This is a genomic window from Kocuria sp. WN036, from assembly GCF_002287015.1.
Classification (GTDB): Bacteria; Actinomycetota; Actinomycetes; order Actinomycetales; family Micrococcaceae; genus Kocuria; species Kocuria rosea.
This window is the reverse complement of the sequence record NZ_NSKF01000008.1, coordinates 43,918-58,554: the sequence shown is the minus strand read 5'-3', so window position 1 is coordinate 58,554 and position 14,637 is coordinate 43,918. Positions and strand designations below refer to the sequence as shown.

General features: G+C 72.9%; 15 protein-coding genes. 13 read left to right on the top strand and 2 right to left on the bottom strand.

Annotated elements, in window-relative coordinates; genetic code table 11:
* The first annotated feature begins 21 nt into the window (after window positions 1-21).
* From glf to CK505_RS07090, 4 genes are read left to right on the top strand one after another with little or no spacing between them, the layout of a single operon-like run.
* Entirely contained in the window at window positions 22-1,209 is a 1,188-nt protein-coding gene (glf, locus tag CK505_RS07105; protein ID WP_017833639.1) for a UDP-galactopyranose mutase, read from the top strand.
* Window positions 1,206-3,209: a glycosyltransferase gene (locus tag CK505_RS07100; protein ID WP_095650618.1), complete on the top strand. Its 2,004-nt coding sequence runs from the start codon at window positions 1,206-1,208 to the stop codon at window positions 3,207-3,209. Before glf ends, CK505_RS07100 begins: the two co-directional genes overlap by 4 nt.
* A gap of 11 nt (window positions 3,210-3,220) precedes the next feature.
* Complete coding sequence (locus CK505_RS07095; protein ID WP_255250905.1) at window positions 3,221-4,069, top strand: ABC transporter permease; 849 nt, start codon at window positions 3,221-3,223, stop codon at window positions 4,067-4,069.
* Window positions 4,070-4,071: 2 nt separating this feature from the next.
* Window positions 4,072-4,839, top strand: a complete 768-nt coding sequence (locus CK505_RS07090) for an ABC transporter ATP-binding protein (RefSeq protein ID WP_051063783.1) — start codon at window positions 4,072-4,074, stop codon at window positions 4,837-4,839.
* Between the two features lie 103 nt (window positions 4,840-4,942).
* Here the strand turns inward: CK505_RS07090 and CK505_RS07085 are convergent, their stop codons facing one another.
* Window positions 4,943-7,006 carry a DUF6541 family protein gene (locus CK505_RS07085; protein ID WP_095650616.1) on the bottom strand — a complete coding sequence of 688 codons (2,064 nt, stop codon included), beginning with the start codon at window positions 7,004-7,006 and terminating at the stop codon, window positions 4,943-4,945.
* Window positions 7,007-7,149: 143 nt separating this feature from the next.
* On the opposite strand from CK505_RS07085, the gene CK505_RS07080 reads away from it, so the two are divergent.
* Window positions 7,150-7,815, top strand: coding sequence for a glycosyltransferase family 2 protein (locus tag CK505_RS07080; RefSeq protein ID WP_229588149.1), 666 nt, complete (start codon window positions 7,150-7,152; stop codon window positions 7,813-7,815).
* Window positions 7,816-7,866: 51 nt separating this feature from the next.
* The gene (locus CK505_RS07075) at window positions 7,867-8,283 is read left to right on the top strand and encodes a DUF2304 domain-containing protein (protein WP_095650615.1); all 417 of its coding nucleotides are present in this window, start codon (window positions 7,867-7,869) and stop codon (window positions 8,281-8,283) included.
* Window positions 8,284-8,299: 16 nt separating this feature from the next.
* Here CK505_RS07075 and CK505_RS07070 read toward each other — a convergent pair whose 3' ends face one another.
* Window positions 8,300-9,247 carry a glycerophosphodiester phosphodiesterase gene (locus CK505_RS07070; RefSeq protein ID WP_176475299.1) on the bottom strand — a complete coding sequence of 316 codons (948 nt, stop codon included), beginning with the start codon at window positions 9,245-9,247 and terminating at the stop codon, window positions 8,300-8,302.
* A gap of 339 nt (window positions 9,248-9,586) precedes the next feature.
* On the opposite strand from CK505_RS07070, the gene CK505_RS07065 reads away from it, so the two are divergent.
* The 7 genes from CK505_RS07065 to CK505_RS07035 all read left to right on the top strand — a co-directional run bounded on the left by CK505_RS07065 (window position 9,587) and on the right by CK505_RS07035 (window position 14,391).
* Window positions 9,587-10,849, top strand: a complete 1,263-nt coding sequence (locus CK505_RS07065) for a CpaF family protein (RefSeq protein ID WP_095650613.1) — start codon at window positions 9,587-9,589, stop codon at window positions 10,847-10,849.
* The gene (locus CK505_RS07060; RefSeq protein WP_017833649.1) at window positions 10,846-11,703 is read left to right on the top strand and encodes a type II secretion system F family protein; all 858 of its coding nucleotides are present in this window, start codon (window positions 10,846-10,848) and stop codon (window positions 11,701-11,703) included. Before CK505_RS07065 ends, CK505_RS07060 begins: the two co-directional genes overlap by 4 nt.
* On the top strand, window positions 11,700-12,644 hold the full coding sequence (locus CK505_RS07055; RefSeq protein WP_095650612.1) for a type II secretion system F family protein: 945 nt from the start codon (window positions 11,700-11,702) through the stop codon (window positions 12,642-12,644). Before CK505_RS07060 ends, CK505_RS07055 begins: the two co-directional genes overlap by 4 nt.
* A gap of 53 nt (window positions 12,645-12,697) precedes the next feature.
* Window positions 12,698-12,922: a hypothetical protein gene (locus CK505_RS07050; RefSeq protein ID WP_017833651.1), complete on the top strand. Its 225-nt coding sequence runs from the start codon at window positions 12,698-12,700 to the stop codon at window positions 12,920-12,922.
* Between the two features lie 2 nt (window positions 12,923-12,924).
* Window positions 12,925-13,332, top strand: a complete 408-nt coding sequence (locus CK505_RS07045; RefSeq protein ID WP_017833652.1) for a TadE/TadG family type IV pilus assembly protein — start codon at window positions 12,925-12,927, stop codon at window positions 13,330-13,332.
* 169 nt (window positions 13,333-13,501) lie between these two features.
* Window positions 13,502-13,885 carry a hypothetical protein gene (locus CK505_RS07040; protein ID WP_017833653.1) on the top strand — a complete coding sequence of 128 codons (384 nt, stop codon included), beginning with the start codon at window positions 13,502-13,504 and terminating at the stop codon, window positions 13,883-13,885.
* Window positions 13,882-14,391 carry a pilus assembly protein TadG-related protein gene (locus tag CK505_RS07035; protein ID WP_017833654.1) on the top strand — a complete coding sequence of 170 codons (510 nt, stop codon included), beginning with the start codon at window positions 13,882-13,884 and terminating at the stop codon, window positions 14,389-14,391. Before CK505_RS07040 ends, CK505_RS07035 begins: the two co-directional genes overlap by 4 nt.
* The last annotated feature ends 246 nt before the right edge of the window (window positions 14,392-14,637 follow it).

The window sequence follows — 14,637 nt, the reverse complement described above, 5'->3', positions numbered from 1 at the left end:
ACCAACCCCAGGAGTTAGCCCGTGAACGCAGATCTCGTCGTCGTAGGGTCCGGCCTGTTCGGCCTGACCGTGGCCGAGAGGGCCGCCAACGAGCTGGGCCTCGACGTGGCCATCATCGACCGGCGGCACCACATCGGTGGCAACGCCTACACGGAGAACGAGCCCCAGACCGGGATCGAGGTGCACCGCTACGGCGCCCACCTGTTCCACACCTCCAACGAGCGGGTCTGGGACTACGTGAACCGGTTCACCGACTTCACGGACTACGTGCACCGGGTCTACACCCGGCACCACGACGAGGTCTTCCCCATGCCGATCAACCTCGGCACGATCAACCAGTTCTTCCGCGCGGCGTACTCGCCGGCCGAGGCCCGGGCGCTGATCCAGGAGCAGGCCGGGGAGCTCGCGGGGACGGACCCGCAGAACCTCAACGACAAGGGCATCCAGCTCATCGGCCGGCCGCTCTACGAGGCGTTCATCAAGCACTACACGGGCAAGCAGTGGCAGACGGACCCCAAGGACCTGCCCGCCTCGATCATCAACCGGCTCCCCGTGCGCTACACCTACGACAACCGGTACTTCAACGACAAGTACGAGGGCCTGCCGGTGGACGGCTACACCGCGTGGCTCGAGCGCATGGCGGACCACCCCAAGATCGACGTCCGGCTGGACACCGACTTCTTCGACGAGGGCCACGACTACTCCCGCTCCGCCGTCTCCGGGCAGGTCCCGGTCGTCTACACGGGCCCCGTGGACCGGTACTTCGACTACGCCGAGGGCGACCTCTCGTGGCGGACCATCGACCTGGAGCAGGAGGTCCTGCCGATCGAGGACTTCCAGGGCGCCCCGGTGATCAACTACCCGGACCCCGACGTCCCCTTCACCCGGATCCTGGAGTTCCGCCACTTCTACCCGCAGCGGGACTACACCACGGACGCCACGGTGATCATGCGCGAGTTCTCCCGCTTCGCGGAGAAGGGCGACGAGCCGTACTACCCGGTCAACACCTCGGTGGACCGCGAGAAGCTGCTCAAGTACCGCGACCTCGCCCGCGGCGAGGACAAGGTCCTGTTCGGCGGCCGCCTCGGCACCTACAAGTACCTGGACATGCACATGGCCATCGGGGCCGCGCTGTCCATGGTCGACAACAAGCTCAAGCCCCACTTCACCGGCGGGGCCACCATCGAGAGCGGGGGAGTGGACGCGTGACCGCGACGACCCAGGACACCGAACGGACCGGCACCGAGGGCACCTCCTACCGGGTGCTGCAGGAGCTCGTCTTCCCGGCCAAGGACCGTTTCCCGACCCAGCCCCTCTACCTGGACTCCCGGGCGGACACGGGCACCGCCGCCCAGCAGGAGGACACGAAGGAGCAGCGGCCCCAGATCGTGGTCAACGTGGCCTCCGACGCCGGGGCCGCCAGCGGCGTGGCGATCCTCGGCCGCACCTCCGTGCGCGTGCCGGCCCGCAGCACCGTGTCCTTCGCCACGTACTTCAACGCGTTCCCGGCCAGCTACTGGCGGCACAACACCCACCTGCGCGAGGTCGTGCTGCGCGTGCGCACCACGGGCCGCGGCTCGGTGAACGTGCACAGCTCCAACGCGCGCGGCGAGTCCGTGCCCGTGTCGGTGCACGAGGTCTCCGGCGCCGAGCGGCTGACCGAGGTCGTGCTGCCGCTGAAGGCCTTCGCCGACGGCGGGTGGTATTGGTTCGACGCCACCGCGGCGGACCAGGAGCTCGAGGTCCTGGGCGCCCAGTGGCTGGGCGACGGCACGGGCACCACGGAGGGGTCCGTGACCCTCCAGATCACGACCATGAACAAGCCCTCCTACTGCCTCACCAACGCCCGCCTCCTGGACGAGCAGCGCGAGCACCTGCCGCAGGTCGCGCAGGTCGTGATTGTGGACCAGGGCAACCAGAAGGTCGTCGACGAGCCGGGCTTCAGCGAGGTCCAGGAGCGCTTCGGCGACCGGCTGCGCGTCATCGACCAGGGCAACCTGGGCGGGGCCGGCGGCTTCGCCCGTGGCATGTACGAGGCCGTGCGCGCCGACAGCACCTACGTGCTGCTCATGGACGACGACGTCGAGATCGAGCCCGAGGCCGTGCGCCGGATCAGCGTGTTCGCCGACTTCTGCAAGCGGCCCACGCTGGTCGGCGGGCACATGATCGACCTGCTCAACCCGACGAAGATCCACAACTTCGGCGAGGCCATGGACCCGTACAGCTTCCAGTACGGCCCCGCGGGCGAGGGCGTGGAGATCGGCCACGACTTCCGCCGCAGCAACCTGCGCAGCACCGCGTGGATGCACCGCCGCATCGAGGTGGACTACAACGCGTGGTGGATGTGCCTGATCCCCACGCAGGTCGTCCGCGAGATCGGCCTGGCGCTGCCCGTGTTCATCAAGTGGGACGACGTCGAGTACGGCATCCGCGCCAAGGCGGCCGGCTACCGCACCGTGTCCCTGCCCGGCGTGGCCGTGTGGCACCTGGCCTGGGCGGACAAGGACGACACCATCAGCTGGCAGGCGTACTTCCACAAGCGCAACCAGCTCGTGGCCGCCCTGCTGCACTCCCCGTTCGACCGCGGCGGCGAGGTGCTCGGGCGCAACGGGATCAAGGACCTGCGGCACCTGCTGTCCATGCAGTACTTCGCGGAGGAGGCCCGGGTCCTGGCCCTGCGGGACGTCCTGGCCGGGCCCGAGGCCCTGCACGAGCTGCTGCCCCAGCGGATCCGCGACGTGCGCCGGATGATGACCCAGCACTCCGACGCCGTCTACGAGGCGGACCTGGACGCCTACCCCACGGTCGCGTCGGCCAAGCCCCTGCGGACCCGGCGGCTCTCCGCCCCGCACGGGCTGAAGGTGCTCACCTCGGCGACCACCGCCGTGGTGCGCCACCTCGCCGTGCGCCCGCAGGAGCAGGCCGAGCAGCACCCGCAGGTGCACCTGCCCTACCAGGACGCCCGGTGGTGGCGGCTGGCCCGCTACGACAGCGCCCTGGTCTCCGCCTCGGACGGCACCGGCTACACCTGGTACAAGCGCTCGCCCCGGGAGGCCCGCGCCCTGATGGCGGAGTCCCTGCGGCTGCACGCCCAGCTGGCCCTGCGCTGGCCGGAGCTGTCCCGCCGCTACCGGGCCGCGCTGCCGGAGGTCACCTCCATGGCGGCCTGGGAGGCGACCTTCCGCGAGCACTCGGAGATCGGCGCCTGATGCCGGCTGCCATGGTCGTCCGGAGGCCGTCCCCCGGGACGGGGCTGCCGGCGGTGTTCCGTCAGCGCTACCTGCTGAAGCTGCTGGTCGACAAGGAGCTGCAGATCCGCTACCGGGGCACGGTCCTCGGGCTGCTGTGGTCCTACGTCAAGCCGGGGATCCAGTTCGTCGTCTTCTACGTGGCCCTGGGCATCTTCCTGGGCCTGGAGCGGGGGATGGAGAACTACGCCGTGTACCTGTTCTCCGGGATCATCCTGATCAACTTCTTCTCGGAGTCCTTCGGCAACGCGGCGCGCTCGATCGTGGCCAACGCGAGCCTGATCAAGAAGATCTACCTGCCCCGGCAGATGTTCCCCGTGGCGTCCGTGTGGGTCGCCGGCGTGCACCTCATGCCGCAGCTGGTGGTCATGCTCCTGGCCGCCCTCATCGTGGGCTGGTCGCCCACGTGGATCTCCCTGCTGGCCGTGCCCGCGGCGCTGCTGATCGTGGGTCTGCTGGGGGCCGGTCTGGGCATGCTCTTCGGCGCGGCGAACGTGTTCTTCCGCGACGCCGAGAACTTCGTGGACCTGATCGTCATGGTCAGCACGTGGTCCGCCCCGGTGCTCTACTCGTGGACGATGGTCCGGGACGTCCTGGGCCCGGTGTGGTTCGCCGGGTTCATGCTGAACCCCCTGACCGTGGCCGTGGAGCTCTCGCACGCGGCGTTCTGGCTGCCGACCACCACCCCCGGCGCCCACGAGGTGCCGCCCCACCTGTTCTCCCTCTGGACGCCGGTGGCGCTGCTGGTGGTCACGGTCGTCATGTTCCTGGGCGACCTGCTGTTCCGTCGCCTCGAGGGCCGATTCGCGCAGGAGCTGTGACGATGAGCACCGACCGCACCACCCCGCCGGCCGAGCCCGCCGTGGTGGCCGAGCACCTGGCCAAGGAGTTCTCGCTCCGCCACGCCCGTTCCCTCAAGGAGACGGTGATGTGGCTCGCCCGGGGGCGGCGTCAGGACATCTCCAACCGCTTCCGCGCCCTCGAGGACCTCAGCCTCAGCATCCGGCCGGGCGAGAGCGTGGCGCTCGTGGGGCTCAACGGCTCCGGGAAGTCCACGTTCCTCAAGCTGGTCTCCGGCGTGATGAGCCCCGACGGGGGCTCGCTCACGGTCAACGGGCGCGTGGCCGGGCTGATCGAGGTCGGCGCCGGCTTCCACCCCGACCTCACCGGCCGCGACAACGTGTACCTCAACGGCGCGATCCTCGGCATGTCCAAGGAGGACATCGACCGGAAGTTCGACCAGATCGTGGCGTTCTCCGAGATCGAGCAGTTCATCGACACCGAGGTGAAGTTCTACTCGTCCGGCATGTACCTGCGCCTGGCCTTCGCCGTGGCGGTGTTCACCGACCCGGACATCTTCATCATCGACGAGATCCTCTCGGTGGGAGACGAGCCCTTCCAGCGCAAGAGCCTGGGCCGGGTCAAGGAGCTCTCCGAGGAGGGCAAGACGCTGCTGGTCGTCAGCCACGACTTCGACGTGGTCCGCAAGGTCTGCGACCGCGGGGTGTGGATCGAGCACGGCCGGGTCCGCAGCGACGGGCCCATCGACGAGGTGATCGAGCAGTTCCGCGCCGCGGAGAACGCCGGCTGACGGTCCTCCCTGCCCGCGGTCCGCGGACGACGACGGGCCGCCCGGCTCCGCGAGGAACCGGGCGGCCCGTCGTCCGTCGCAGGACGGGGATCCCGCGGCAGGCTCAGGCGCCGTCGCAGCCGACGATCTTGTAGAGCGCGGCCTGCCCGTTGCGCTCGACCAGCGCAAGACCGGGCGCGAGCTGCGGGTCGACGGCGTTGATGTCCGCGTACTCACCGGCCTGGCGGGCACCGGGAATGATGAACTGCGTGCCGAAGTCCAGGACCCACTGCACGTCCAGCTCTTCGGCGGCGGCGCAGGCCCGGCTGTCCGGGGTGGCGTCGGCGATCCCCGTGGCCAGGGCGTTCAATTCCGGGTCCAGCGTGCGCAGTTCGACCCCGGGTGACTCGACGTGGTACTGGGTGACGGGCCGCTCGGCGACCGCGAACGCCAGGGAGCCACCGTTCCACGGGTTGACCGCGATGACGTCCCCCGGCTCCGTGAGCTCGTCGAGGTCCTGGAGCAACGCGTACTCATCCTGGTTGAGGATGCTTTCCGGCCCCTCCCATGCGTAGTACTGCTTGCCCCATCGGGTCGCCTGGGTCAGGGACTCGACCTGGGAGTAGGGCACCGCGAGACCCAGCACCACGACCGCTGCGACGGGATAGGCGGCTCGGCCTGCCCGGGGGCGGCCGGTGAACGAGGCCAGTGCCGTCATGCCGATGGCCAGGCTGCCCACCACATGGGCAGCACCGAGGGCGATCAGCGGTACGGCCGTCAGCGGGAGTGTGGCCGCGAGGCGGTACGAGTCGGTGTACCACCCGCCCACGAGCCACTGCCGGACCGGGCTCTCCTCGCCCGCGGCGGCCACAGCATAGAGGTACGAGAGCACCAGATGGGCGATGACCAGCCAGCGCAGTCTCCGCCGGGCGATGGCAGCGTAGATTCCCGCCCCGGTGAGCAGCACGAGGACCCAGGGCACGTCCTCCCGGCCGTTGGAGCCGAAGAGCAGAGCCTCGCCGGCCGCCCGCGCCAGGGTGGTGGACGGCTCCCACACGAACGACGTGGTCAGGACGTTCCACAGGAGCAGCCACGTGGTGACCACGACGACCGCGACCGCCACGAGCCCGAGGGCGGGACCACGGCGCCGGGCGCCCGCGGCCGCCCGCAGCCCGAGCCACCACGCCGTGGCCGCCAGGGGGACCGCGACCACGAGCAGGGCGAGGAACGCGTTGGGCTGGGAGACGAACAGCGCGCCGAGGGTGACCACCAGGCTGGCGGCCAGCCGGACCCGGCCGGCCGCGTCCGGGGTGCGCGCCGTCCGGTCCGCGCTCACCCCGGGGCCGAGCAGCCGCACGAGCAGGCCGAGGGACACGGGGGCGAGCGCCAGGGCGAGGATGTTGGGGAAGAGCGGCCCCCAGGCCATCAGGCCCAGCGGGAAGACGCTGAACCCGGCGGCGGCCGTGCCGGCGACCACGGCCGCGACGGGGGACGGGCCGACGAGGCATCGGACCAGGAAGATGCACGAGGCGGGCCAGACGAGCCCGCCCACCGCGAGCAGCGTCAGGTTGTGGGCCACGAGCACGCTGTCCCCGGACAGGGGCACCGCGAGGGACGCCAGCTGGTGCCACGCCGCGGGGTACAGCGCGATGGTGCTCTCCGGGCTGACCATCCGGTTCAGGGTCAGGGTCGAGCCGTTGCCGGTCTCGACGACGTAGCGGATGGCGTTGAGGTGGAAGATGTTGTCCCAGCGCTGGGCCATCGCCTCCGGGTGCCCGATCACGGACGCCATCCGGCGCACCAGCAGCACCGCCCCGATCGCGAGCCCGGCGGCCGCGCCCGCCGGGAAGAGCCAGCGGCCCGCGCCGCCCGAGCGCTCCGCCGGGTCCGCCCCGGCGTCGTGCTGGCCGGGCGCGTGGCCGCCCCGGGGGAGGAGCCGGCCGACCAGCCACGCCAGCGCCGCCAGCACCACCGCGGCGGCCACCTGGGTGAGCGCGCCGTAGGGGATGCCCGCCAGGTCCAGGACCACGCCCGTGAGCCCGACGACGGCGACGCTGAAGACCGGTGCCGTCAGCAGGATCCGGCCCCCGCGCTGCCCGAAGGCCCACAGCAGCGCCAGCCCCGGCAGCCACAGGAACGCCAGCAGGACCAGGAACGCCGGCAGATGGGGTCCCCAGTCCGTCAGCACGTCGGTCCTGCGGGGCTCTGCCTGGCAGCGGGCACGGTCTTGTCCTCACGGTGGGGGGAAGGGTCGGGTCGATCATAGCGGCCGGCCCGGGTCCGGCCGCCGACCTGACGGGCGGGTCCGGCGCGCTGTGCGAGAATGTCCGGGTGAGTCGTTCGTGGATCGTCATGCCCGTGTACAACGAGGCGGCCGTCGTGGGAGAGGTGCTGAAGGAGCTCCGGAAGACCTTCCCGCACGTCGTCTGCGTCGACGACGGATCCTCCGACGACTCGGCCCGGATCTGCGCCGAGGCCGGCGCCGTCGTCGTCCAGCACCCCATCAACCTCGGGCAGGGCGCGGCGCTGCAGACCGGTTTCGAGTACGCCCTGCAGGACCCCGGGATGGACTGCGTGGTCACCTTCGACTCCGACGGCCAGCACCGCGTGACCGACGCGTGGGACATGGTCGAGCGGATCCGCTCGGGCGAGGCCGAGGTCGTGCTCGGCTCCCGTTTCCTCGACGGGCGCACCCGGATCTCCCCGCTCAAGCGGGTCGTGCTGCGCACCGCCGCGTTCTTCTCGAAGCTGTCCACCGGCATGGACCTCTCCGACGCCCACAACGGGCTGCGCGCCATCGACCGGGGCACCCTGTCCCGGATCCGGCTGACCCAGAACCGGATGGCGCACGCCTCGGAGATCGTCAACCAGCTGGCCGACATCCGGCCCCGCTGGGTCGAGCACCCGGTCGAGATCATCTACACGGACTACTCGAAGTCCAAGGGGCAGTCGCTGCTCAACGGCGTGAACATCCTCGCCGAGCTGTTCGTCAAGTAGTCCGCACCCCGTCCGCACCCAGTCCGCACCATCGAAGGGAAGAGCCGTCCGATGATCTACGCCGTCCAGATCCTGCTGATCCTGGCCGTGGGCTACGGCGCGCTCGCCCTGATCCGCGGCGGGGCCAACGCGAAGCACCAGGCGATCCGCCGCGTGGTGGGCCTGGCCTTCTTCGTCTTCGCGGCGCTGTCCATCTTCTTCCCCGACCTGCTCACGGGCGTGGCCCACTTCTTCGGGATCGGACGCGGCACCGACCTCGTCCTGTACGGCTTCGTGGTGATCTTCATGATCACCCAGGCCACCTCCGCGCTGCGCAACCGCCAGCAGGAGGTCAACGTGACCCGGCTGGCCCGGCACATCGCGGTCGCCGAGGCGGAGCGGCCCTGGGCCCCGGCCCCGGAGCACGCCCAGCGCGCCTCGGTGCGGGACTTCGCCGAGACCTCCCCGGCGCCGCGCCCCGCGGCCTGACCGGTCCCGGCGCGGATCAGGCCTCCCGGAGCACCCGGGACAGCAGATCCGGCCGGTCCGTCATGACGCCGTCCACCCGCCACCCCAGCAGGCGGCGCATGTCGTCCTCCCGGTCGATGGTCCAGACGTCCACCCGCAGACCCGCCTGCTGGGCGCTGCGCACGAGTCCGGGCGTGAGCACGCGCAGTCCCAGGAGCGAGTCCGGCGGCTGCAGGCCCTGGAACGGGAGCGTGTGGTGCTGGTGCCGGCCCAGCAGGCACAGCAGCCGGAAGGCCGCGAACTCCGTGGGGGAGGCCGCCGTGGGGACCGCCCCGCCCGAGACCTGGCGGAACCGCCGGATCGAGGCGGTGCGGTTCGTCGCGACGAGCGTGCGCTCCTGGGCACCCGCCGCCCGGACGGCCCGCCAGACGATCTCCTCGGCGCCGGGACGGTTGCCCTTGAGCTCGATCGCCACGCGGTGCTCGGGGAACGCCTCGTAGACCTCCGCGAGCGTCGGGACGTGCACCCCGCGCCCCCGCCACGGGAAGGTCCCGCCGTCGAGGGTGAACGCGTGCCCGGCGTCCAGGCGCTGGAGCTCCGCGGCGGACATCAGCGCGACGGCGCCGGTCCCGTCCGTCGTGCGGTCCACCGTGAGGTCGTGCATCAGCACGGCCGTGCCGTCGGCGGAGGCCTGCACGTCGAGCTCCAGCACCACGTCCCCGAGGGCGGCGGCGGCCCGGAACGCCTCGAGGGTGTTCTCCGGGGCGACCTCGGCGCCGCCCCGGTGCGCGAAGACGGGCGGCCAGTCCCGGGGCACGGCTGCCCTCGGGACCGGCGACGGGTCCACCAGGTGCCGGCCGAGGGCCGCTCCGGCCGCGCTCGTGAGCAGGTTCCCGGCGAAGGGGACGCCCGCGCGGAGCAGCGCCCGGAGACGAGCGGCGACGTCGGGGCGTGTGCCGCCCTGCTCGGTGGTCACGTGGGTCACGGCGGTCCTTGCGATCGGGGGCAGTGCGTGCGGCACGGGTGGTGCCGTGACGCGGACGCCCGGGGGGAGCGTGTTCGCCCGCCACCCTACGGCCCGGCGGCCCGGCCTGCACGCCCTTTCGGGACGTGGCCCCCGCCGACCTGTTTCCATGCGCCCGCATCCTGTGACACTTCATGTGTTTCCGGACGGGAACAACGTCGCAGGTCAGCGACGGCTGTCCACAGGAGCCCGGACGGGGGTTGTGGGGACGACGCCGGTTCGGCCTATGTTCCTGTGCATGCGCTCCGGGGGGAGCGCCGCCGACGCGGATCCCGCGCCGGGGAACGCGCAGGGGGACGGATGACGGCACTGCTCTCCGGGGACGCGCTCGGGCTGGTCGAGGCCGAGGTGCGCGAGCTCATCCGGCGCCGCGGCCTGGACCCGGTGCTCGAGCTGGAGCGGACCCGGGAGCTGGTGGACGCCGCGGTGCGCGACTACGACCAGCGCTCGGCGCGCGGGGTGCTGCCGGCCCTCGCGGACCTGGACGCCGCCCGGCGGGTGCTGCTGGACCTGGTCGCCGGGTTCGGCCCGTTGCAGCCGCTGCTCGACGACCCGCGGATCGAGGAGATCTGGATCAACGGCCCCGCGGAGGTCTACGCCGCCCGCGGCGGGGAGTCCGAGCTGACGAGCCTCGTGCTGACCGAGGCCCAGATCCGCAACCTGGTGGAGCGGATGCTCAAGTCCTCGGGCCGTCGCCTGGACCTGTCCTCCCCGTTCGTGGACGCGGCGCTGCCGGACGGGTCCCGGCTGCACGTGGTGATCCCGGACGTGACGCGCCGGCACTGGGCCGTGAACATCCGCAAGTTCGTGGCCCGGGCCCGGCGCCTGGACGACCTCGTGGAGCTGGGTGCGCTGCCGCCGCGCGCCGCGCGCTTCCTCGACGCGGCCGTGGCCAGCGGGCTCAACATCCTCGTCTCCGGCGCCACGCAGGCGGGCAAGACCACGCTGCTGAACTGTCTGTGCGCCTCGATCGGCCCCCGGGAGCGGGTGGTGACGGTCGAGGAGATCTTCGAGCTGCAGGTCCCGCTGCGCGACGTCGTGGGGATGCAGTGCCGTCAGCCCAATCTCGAGGGCACGGGCGAGATCCCCCTGCGCCGGCTCGTCAAGGAGGCGCTGCGGATGCGCCCGGACCGGCTCGTGGTCGGGGAGGTCCGGGAGGCGGAGAGCCTGGACATGCTCATCGCGCTCAACAGCGGACTCCCGGGGATGTGCAGCCTGCACGCCAACTCCGCCCGGGACGCCGTGACCAAGATCTGCACCCTGCCGCTGCTGGCGGGGGAGAACATCAGCTCCGGGTTCGTGGTGCCCACGGTGGCCTCGTGCTTCGACCTCGTGGTGCACTGCCACCGGGACCGGCACGGCCGCCGCCGGGTGAGCGAGATCCTCGCGATCGGCAACCGGGTCGAGAACGGCGTGATCGAGACGTACCCGGTCTTCGCCGAGACGGACGGCGCCCTGCTGGCAGTGGCCGCCGAGGCGCCGGCGGCGTGGAAGTTCGAGCGGGCCGGACACCGGGTGAGCGAGCTGCTGGCGGACGACGGCCCGGTCGGAGCAGCGCGGTGAGCGCGGCGCTGGGCGTGCTGCTGGGGGCGGGCGTGTTCCTGCTCTGGTGGTCCTGCTGGGCCGAGGAGGCGCCGCGCGCGGCCGGCCCGCGCCGGCCCGGCCGGCTGCGAGAGCTGCTGCTGCGCGCGGACCTGGCCCGGGTCGGTCCGGCGGGACTGCTGGCCGCCTGCGCCGCGGCCGGGACGCTGAGCGGACTGCTCGTCGCCGCGGTCACCGGCGCGGCGGTGCTCGGCCTGTGCGCCGCCGTCCTGGGCGGTTGGGTTCCCCTGGCGGTGGTCCAGCACCGGGCCCGGCACCGGGCGGCCGCCCTGCGCGAGGTGTGGCCCGACGTGGTCGACCACCTGCGCTCGGCGATCCGGGCCGGGATGTCCCTGCCCGAGGCGCTGATCCAGCTGCAGTACCGCGGACCCGAGCCGGTGCGCCCGGCCTTCGCCCGGTTCGCCGCCGACTACCGCGCCTCGGGGCAGCTGCAGGGCGCGCTCACCCTGCTCAAGGACCGGCTGGCCGACCCCGTGGCCGACAACATCGTCGAGGCCCTGCGGGTGACCCGGGAGGTGGGCGGGACCGACCTCGGCCGGCTGCTCGGCACGCTGTCCGAGTTCCTGCGGGAGAACACCCGCACCCGCGGAGAGCTGGAGGCCCGGCAGTCCTGGACGGTCAACGCCGCCCGGCTGGCGGTGGCCGCACCGTGGATCGTGCTGGCGCTGATGGCCACCCAGCCCGCCGCGATCCGGGCCTACGACACCCCGGCCGGCGCCCTGGTGCTGATCGGCGGGCTGCTCGTCTCCACGATCGCCTACCGCCTCATGCTGCGGATCGGCGCCCTGCCCGAGCCCGAGCGGGTGCTGCGGTGAGTGCTACCCCCGCCCTGCTGGTGCTCCTCGGCCTGGTGCACGCCGCCGGGCTGTGGCTGGTGCTCACCGGCGCCCGGGTCACCGGCCGGCCGTCCTTCGCGACCCGGATCGCCCCGCAGCTGCGCTCAGTGGAGGTCGAGTCGGCGCTGCTCGCCCGCCCCGGGCGCCGCTCCGCCCGGACACCCGGCCGGACCGCAGCGGGGCTGGACCCGGTCGTGCGCGGGCTGGCCCACCGCGTGTTCCGGCACGCCGCCCCGTCGGCGGCCCTGGAGGGACGCCTGGTCCGGGCGGGCGTCAGCACCACGGCGGCGGACTTCCGCGCCGAGCAGCTCCTGTGCGCGACGGGGGGCCTGCTGCTCGGCGTCCTGCTCGGCGTGGCCGCCGAGGCGCGCTGGGGCACGGGTCCCGGCGGGGTGCTGCTGGCCGTGGGCGCGGCCACGGCCGCCGGGCACCTGCTGCGCGGGCACCTGCTGAGCCGGCGGATCCGGCTCCGCGAGGCCCGGATGCTGGCCGAGTTCCCCGCCGTCGCCGAGCTGATGGCGCTGTCGGTGGGCGCGGGGGAGAGCGCGGTGGGTTCGCTCGAGCGGGTGTGCCGGGTCGCGGAGGGAGAGCTCACCGCGGAGTTCCGCGCGGTGCTCGCACAGACGCGGTCCGGCGCCGGACTCGTGCACGCCCTCCAGGACTTCTCCGCGCGCACCCCGGTGGCGCCCATCGGGCGGTTCGTGGACGGCATCGTCGTGGCCATCGAGCGCGGCACGCCCCTGGCGGACGTGCTGCGGGCCCAGGCCCAGGACGTGCGGGACAACGACAAGCGCGAGCTGATGGAGGCCGCCGGGCGCAAGGAGATCGCCATGATGGTGCCCCTCGTGTTCTGCGTGCTGCCGCTGACGGTCGTGTTCGCCGTGTTCCCCGGGATCGCCGTGCTGGAGCTCGGCTTCTGACCTCTCATCCGGGCGGCCGGGAACCGGCAGCCCTCCAGGAAAGGACACACCCCATGACACACCTCCACCGGTTCGCCGCCCTGCTCGGCGTCCTCACCCTGACCCTCGCCGCGCTGCGCGAGCGGCTCGCCGCCGATGATCCGGACCGCGGGGACGTCCCCGGCTGGGTGATGCTGACCCTGATGTCCGCGGTGCTCGTGGCCGGTCTGCTGCTGGTGGCGCAGCCGGCCCTGGAGGGGCTCTTCCAGGACGCGATGGCGCGCGTGAGCCAGAACTGAGGATGGACGAGGAGCGCGCCCGGCCGGGCGCCGGGCCCCCGGGGACGGACCGGGGCAGTGCGGTGGTCGAGTACGTCATGGTGGCCGGCCTCGTGGCGATGATCTTCGCCGCCACGCTGCAACTGGCCCTGGCCCTGCACGTGCGCAACACGCTGATCGACGCCGCCGCGGCGGGCGCCCGGTACGGCACCCTGGCCGACCGGTCGCCCGAGGACGGGGTCGAGCGGACCCGCCGGATCGTCTCCGGCGCCCTCGGCCCCCGGTACGCCCAGGACGTCGTCGCGACCACCGCGGCGGTGGGCGAGCTGCGGACCCTGGAGATCACGGTGGTCTCGCCCCTGCCCGTGGTGGCGCTGTTCGGTCCGCCCGACTCCCTGGAGGTGCGCGGCCATGCCGTCCTCGGGGATTGAAGCTCCTGCCTCCAGCGGAGCAGCGGCATCGACGGCTACGGCTGCTTCGACCGCCTCGCCCGCCTCGACCGGAGCGACCGGCGCGATCGGAGCGACCGGGACGGCCTGTGCGGCCGGGCCGCCCGATGTGCTCGGGAGGACTGCGGGCGGTGACGAGGGCAGCGCGGTCGTGGAGTTCGTGGCGCTGGGCACGCTGCTGCTCGTCCCCGTGGTCTACTTCGTGCTCGCGGTGGCCCAGGTCCAGGCCGGGGCCTTCGGAGTGGTGGCCGCCGCGCAGCAGGCGTCCCAGGTGCTGGCCCGGGCCGAGCCCGGTGCGCTCTCGGACACCGGGCTGACCGCGGCGGCGCGGCTGGCGGCCGCGGACCAGGGCTTCGCCCCCGACCGGCTGGCGCTCCGCCTCGAGTGCTCCGACGGGGCGTGCGCGGAGCCCGGTGCGGTGGCCACGGTGCACGCCACCCTGGAGGTCCCGCTGCCGCTGGTGCCCGGGTTCACCGACCTGGACGTGGCCGTGCTGACGTCCTCGGCCACGGTCGTGATCGGCCGCTACGGATGAGCGGGCGGACCGCCGGACCCGGCCCGCGCCGGGACGGGAGCCGGGACCAGAACCGGGACCACGCCCGGGGCGAGGACCGGGACGACGGGCAGGTGACGATCCTGGTCATCGGCTTCGCGGTCGTGCTGCTCCTGCTCACGGTCGTGGTCATGGGGGTCACCGCGGTCTACGTGGGGGAGCGCAAGCTGCAGGTGCTGGCCGACAACGCCGCGCTCGCCGCGGCCGACACGTTCGTGGCGCTGGAGCCGGGGACGGGCGGCGCCCCGCCCGTCACGGTCCTGGACGACGACGCCGTGGCAGGGGCGGCGACCGCCTACCTCGACACCGTCAGCGCCTGGGCGGGAACGCCGGGCCTGGCCCTGGCCGCACCCACCGGGAGCCCGGACGGGCGGACCGCCGAGGTGACCCTGGCCGCCGTCGTGCACCCGCCGGTGGTCAACCTCCTGGTGCCCGACGGCATCCCGATCACCGCCACGAGCGAGGCCCGCGCGCGACTGGGCCGATGACGCGGCCCACCCGGTTCCGCTGACCCGCGCGGCCGCTCCGGGGGCGGCTCGGCCGGTGCGGGAGGCACGGCGCTCGCAGACGTCAGGGCCGGCCCCGGACCGGGCGACGGAGATGGTCACCGTTCGGGTGCTGTTCGGCGCGATCTCATTGACCGCCCGGGCGCGGCGGCGCACGCTGGTGCCGAGGGGATGTTCCTCCGGACCGGTCCTCGGGAGTGCATCGGTCCTGGTGGGGAGGAGGTGTCG

Excerpts from the sequence above, each read along its gene's own strand:
- CK505_RS07095 (WP_255250905.1), top strand. The coding sequence starts at position 3,221 with ATGGTCGTCCGGAGGCCGTCCCCCGGGACGGGGCTGCCGGCGGTGTTC.
- CK505_RS07090 (WP_051063783.1), top strand. The coding sequence starts at position 4,072 with ATGAGCACCGACCGCACCACCCCGCCGGCCGAGCCCGCCGTGGTGGCC.
- CK505_RS07075 (WP_095650615.1), top strand. The coding sequence starts at position 7,867 with ATGATCTACGCCGTCCAGATCCTGCTGATCCTGGCCGTGGGCTACGGC.
- CK505_RS07065 (WP_095650613.1), top strand. The coding sequence starts at position 9,587 with ATGACGGCACTGCTCTCCGGGGACGCGCTCGGGCTGGTCGAGGCCGAG.
- CK505_RS07050 (WP_017833651.1), top strand. The coding sequence starts at position 12,698 with ATGACACACCTCCACCGGTTCGCCGCCCTGCTCGGCGTCCTCACCCTG.
- CK505_RS07045 (WP_017833652.1), top strand. The coding sequence starts at position 12,925 with ATGGACGAGGAGCGCGCCCGGCCGGGCGCCGGGCCCCCGGGGACGGAC.
- CK505_RS07035 (WP_017833654.1), top strand. The coding sequence starts at position 13,882 with ATGAGCGGGCGGACCGCCGGACCCGGCCCGCGCCGGGACGGGAGCCGG.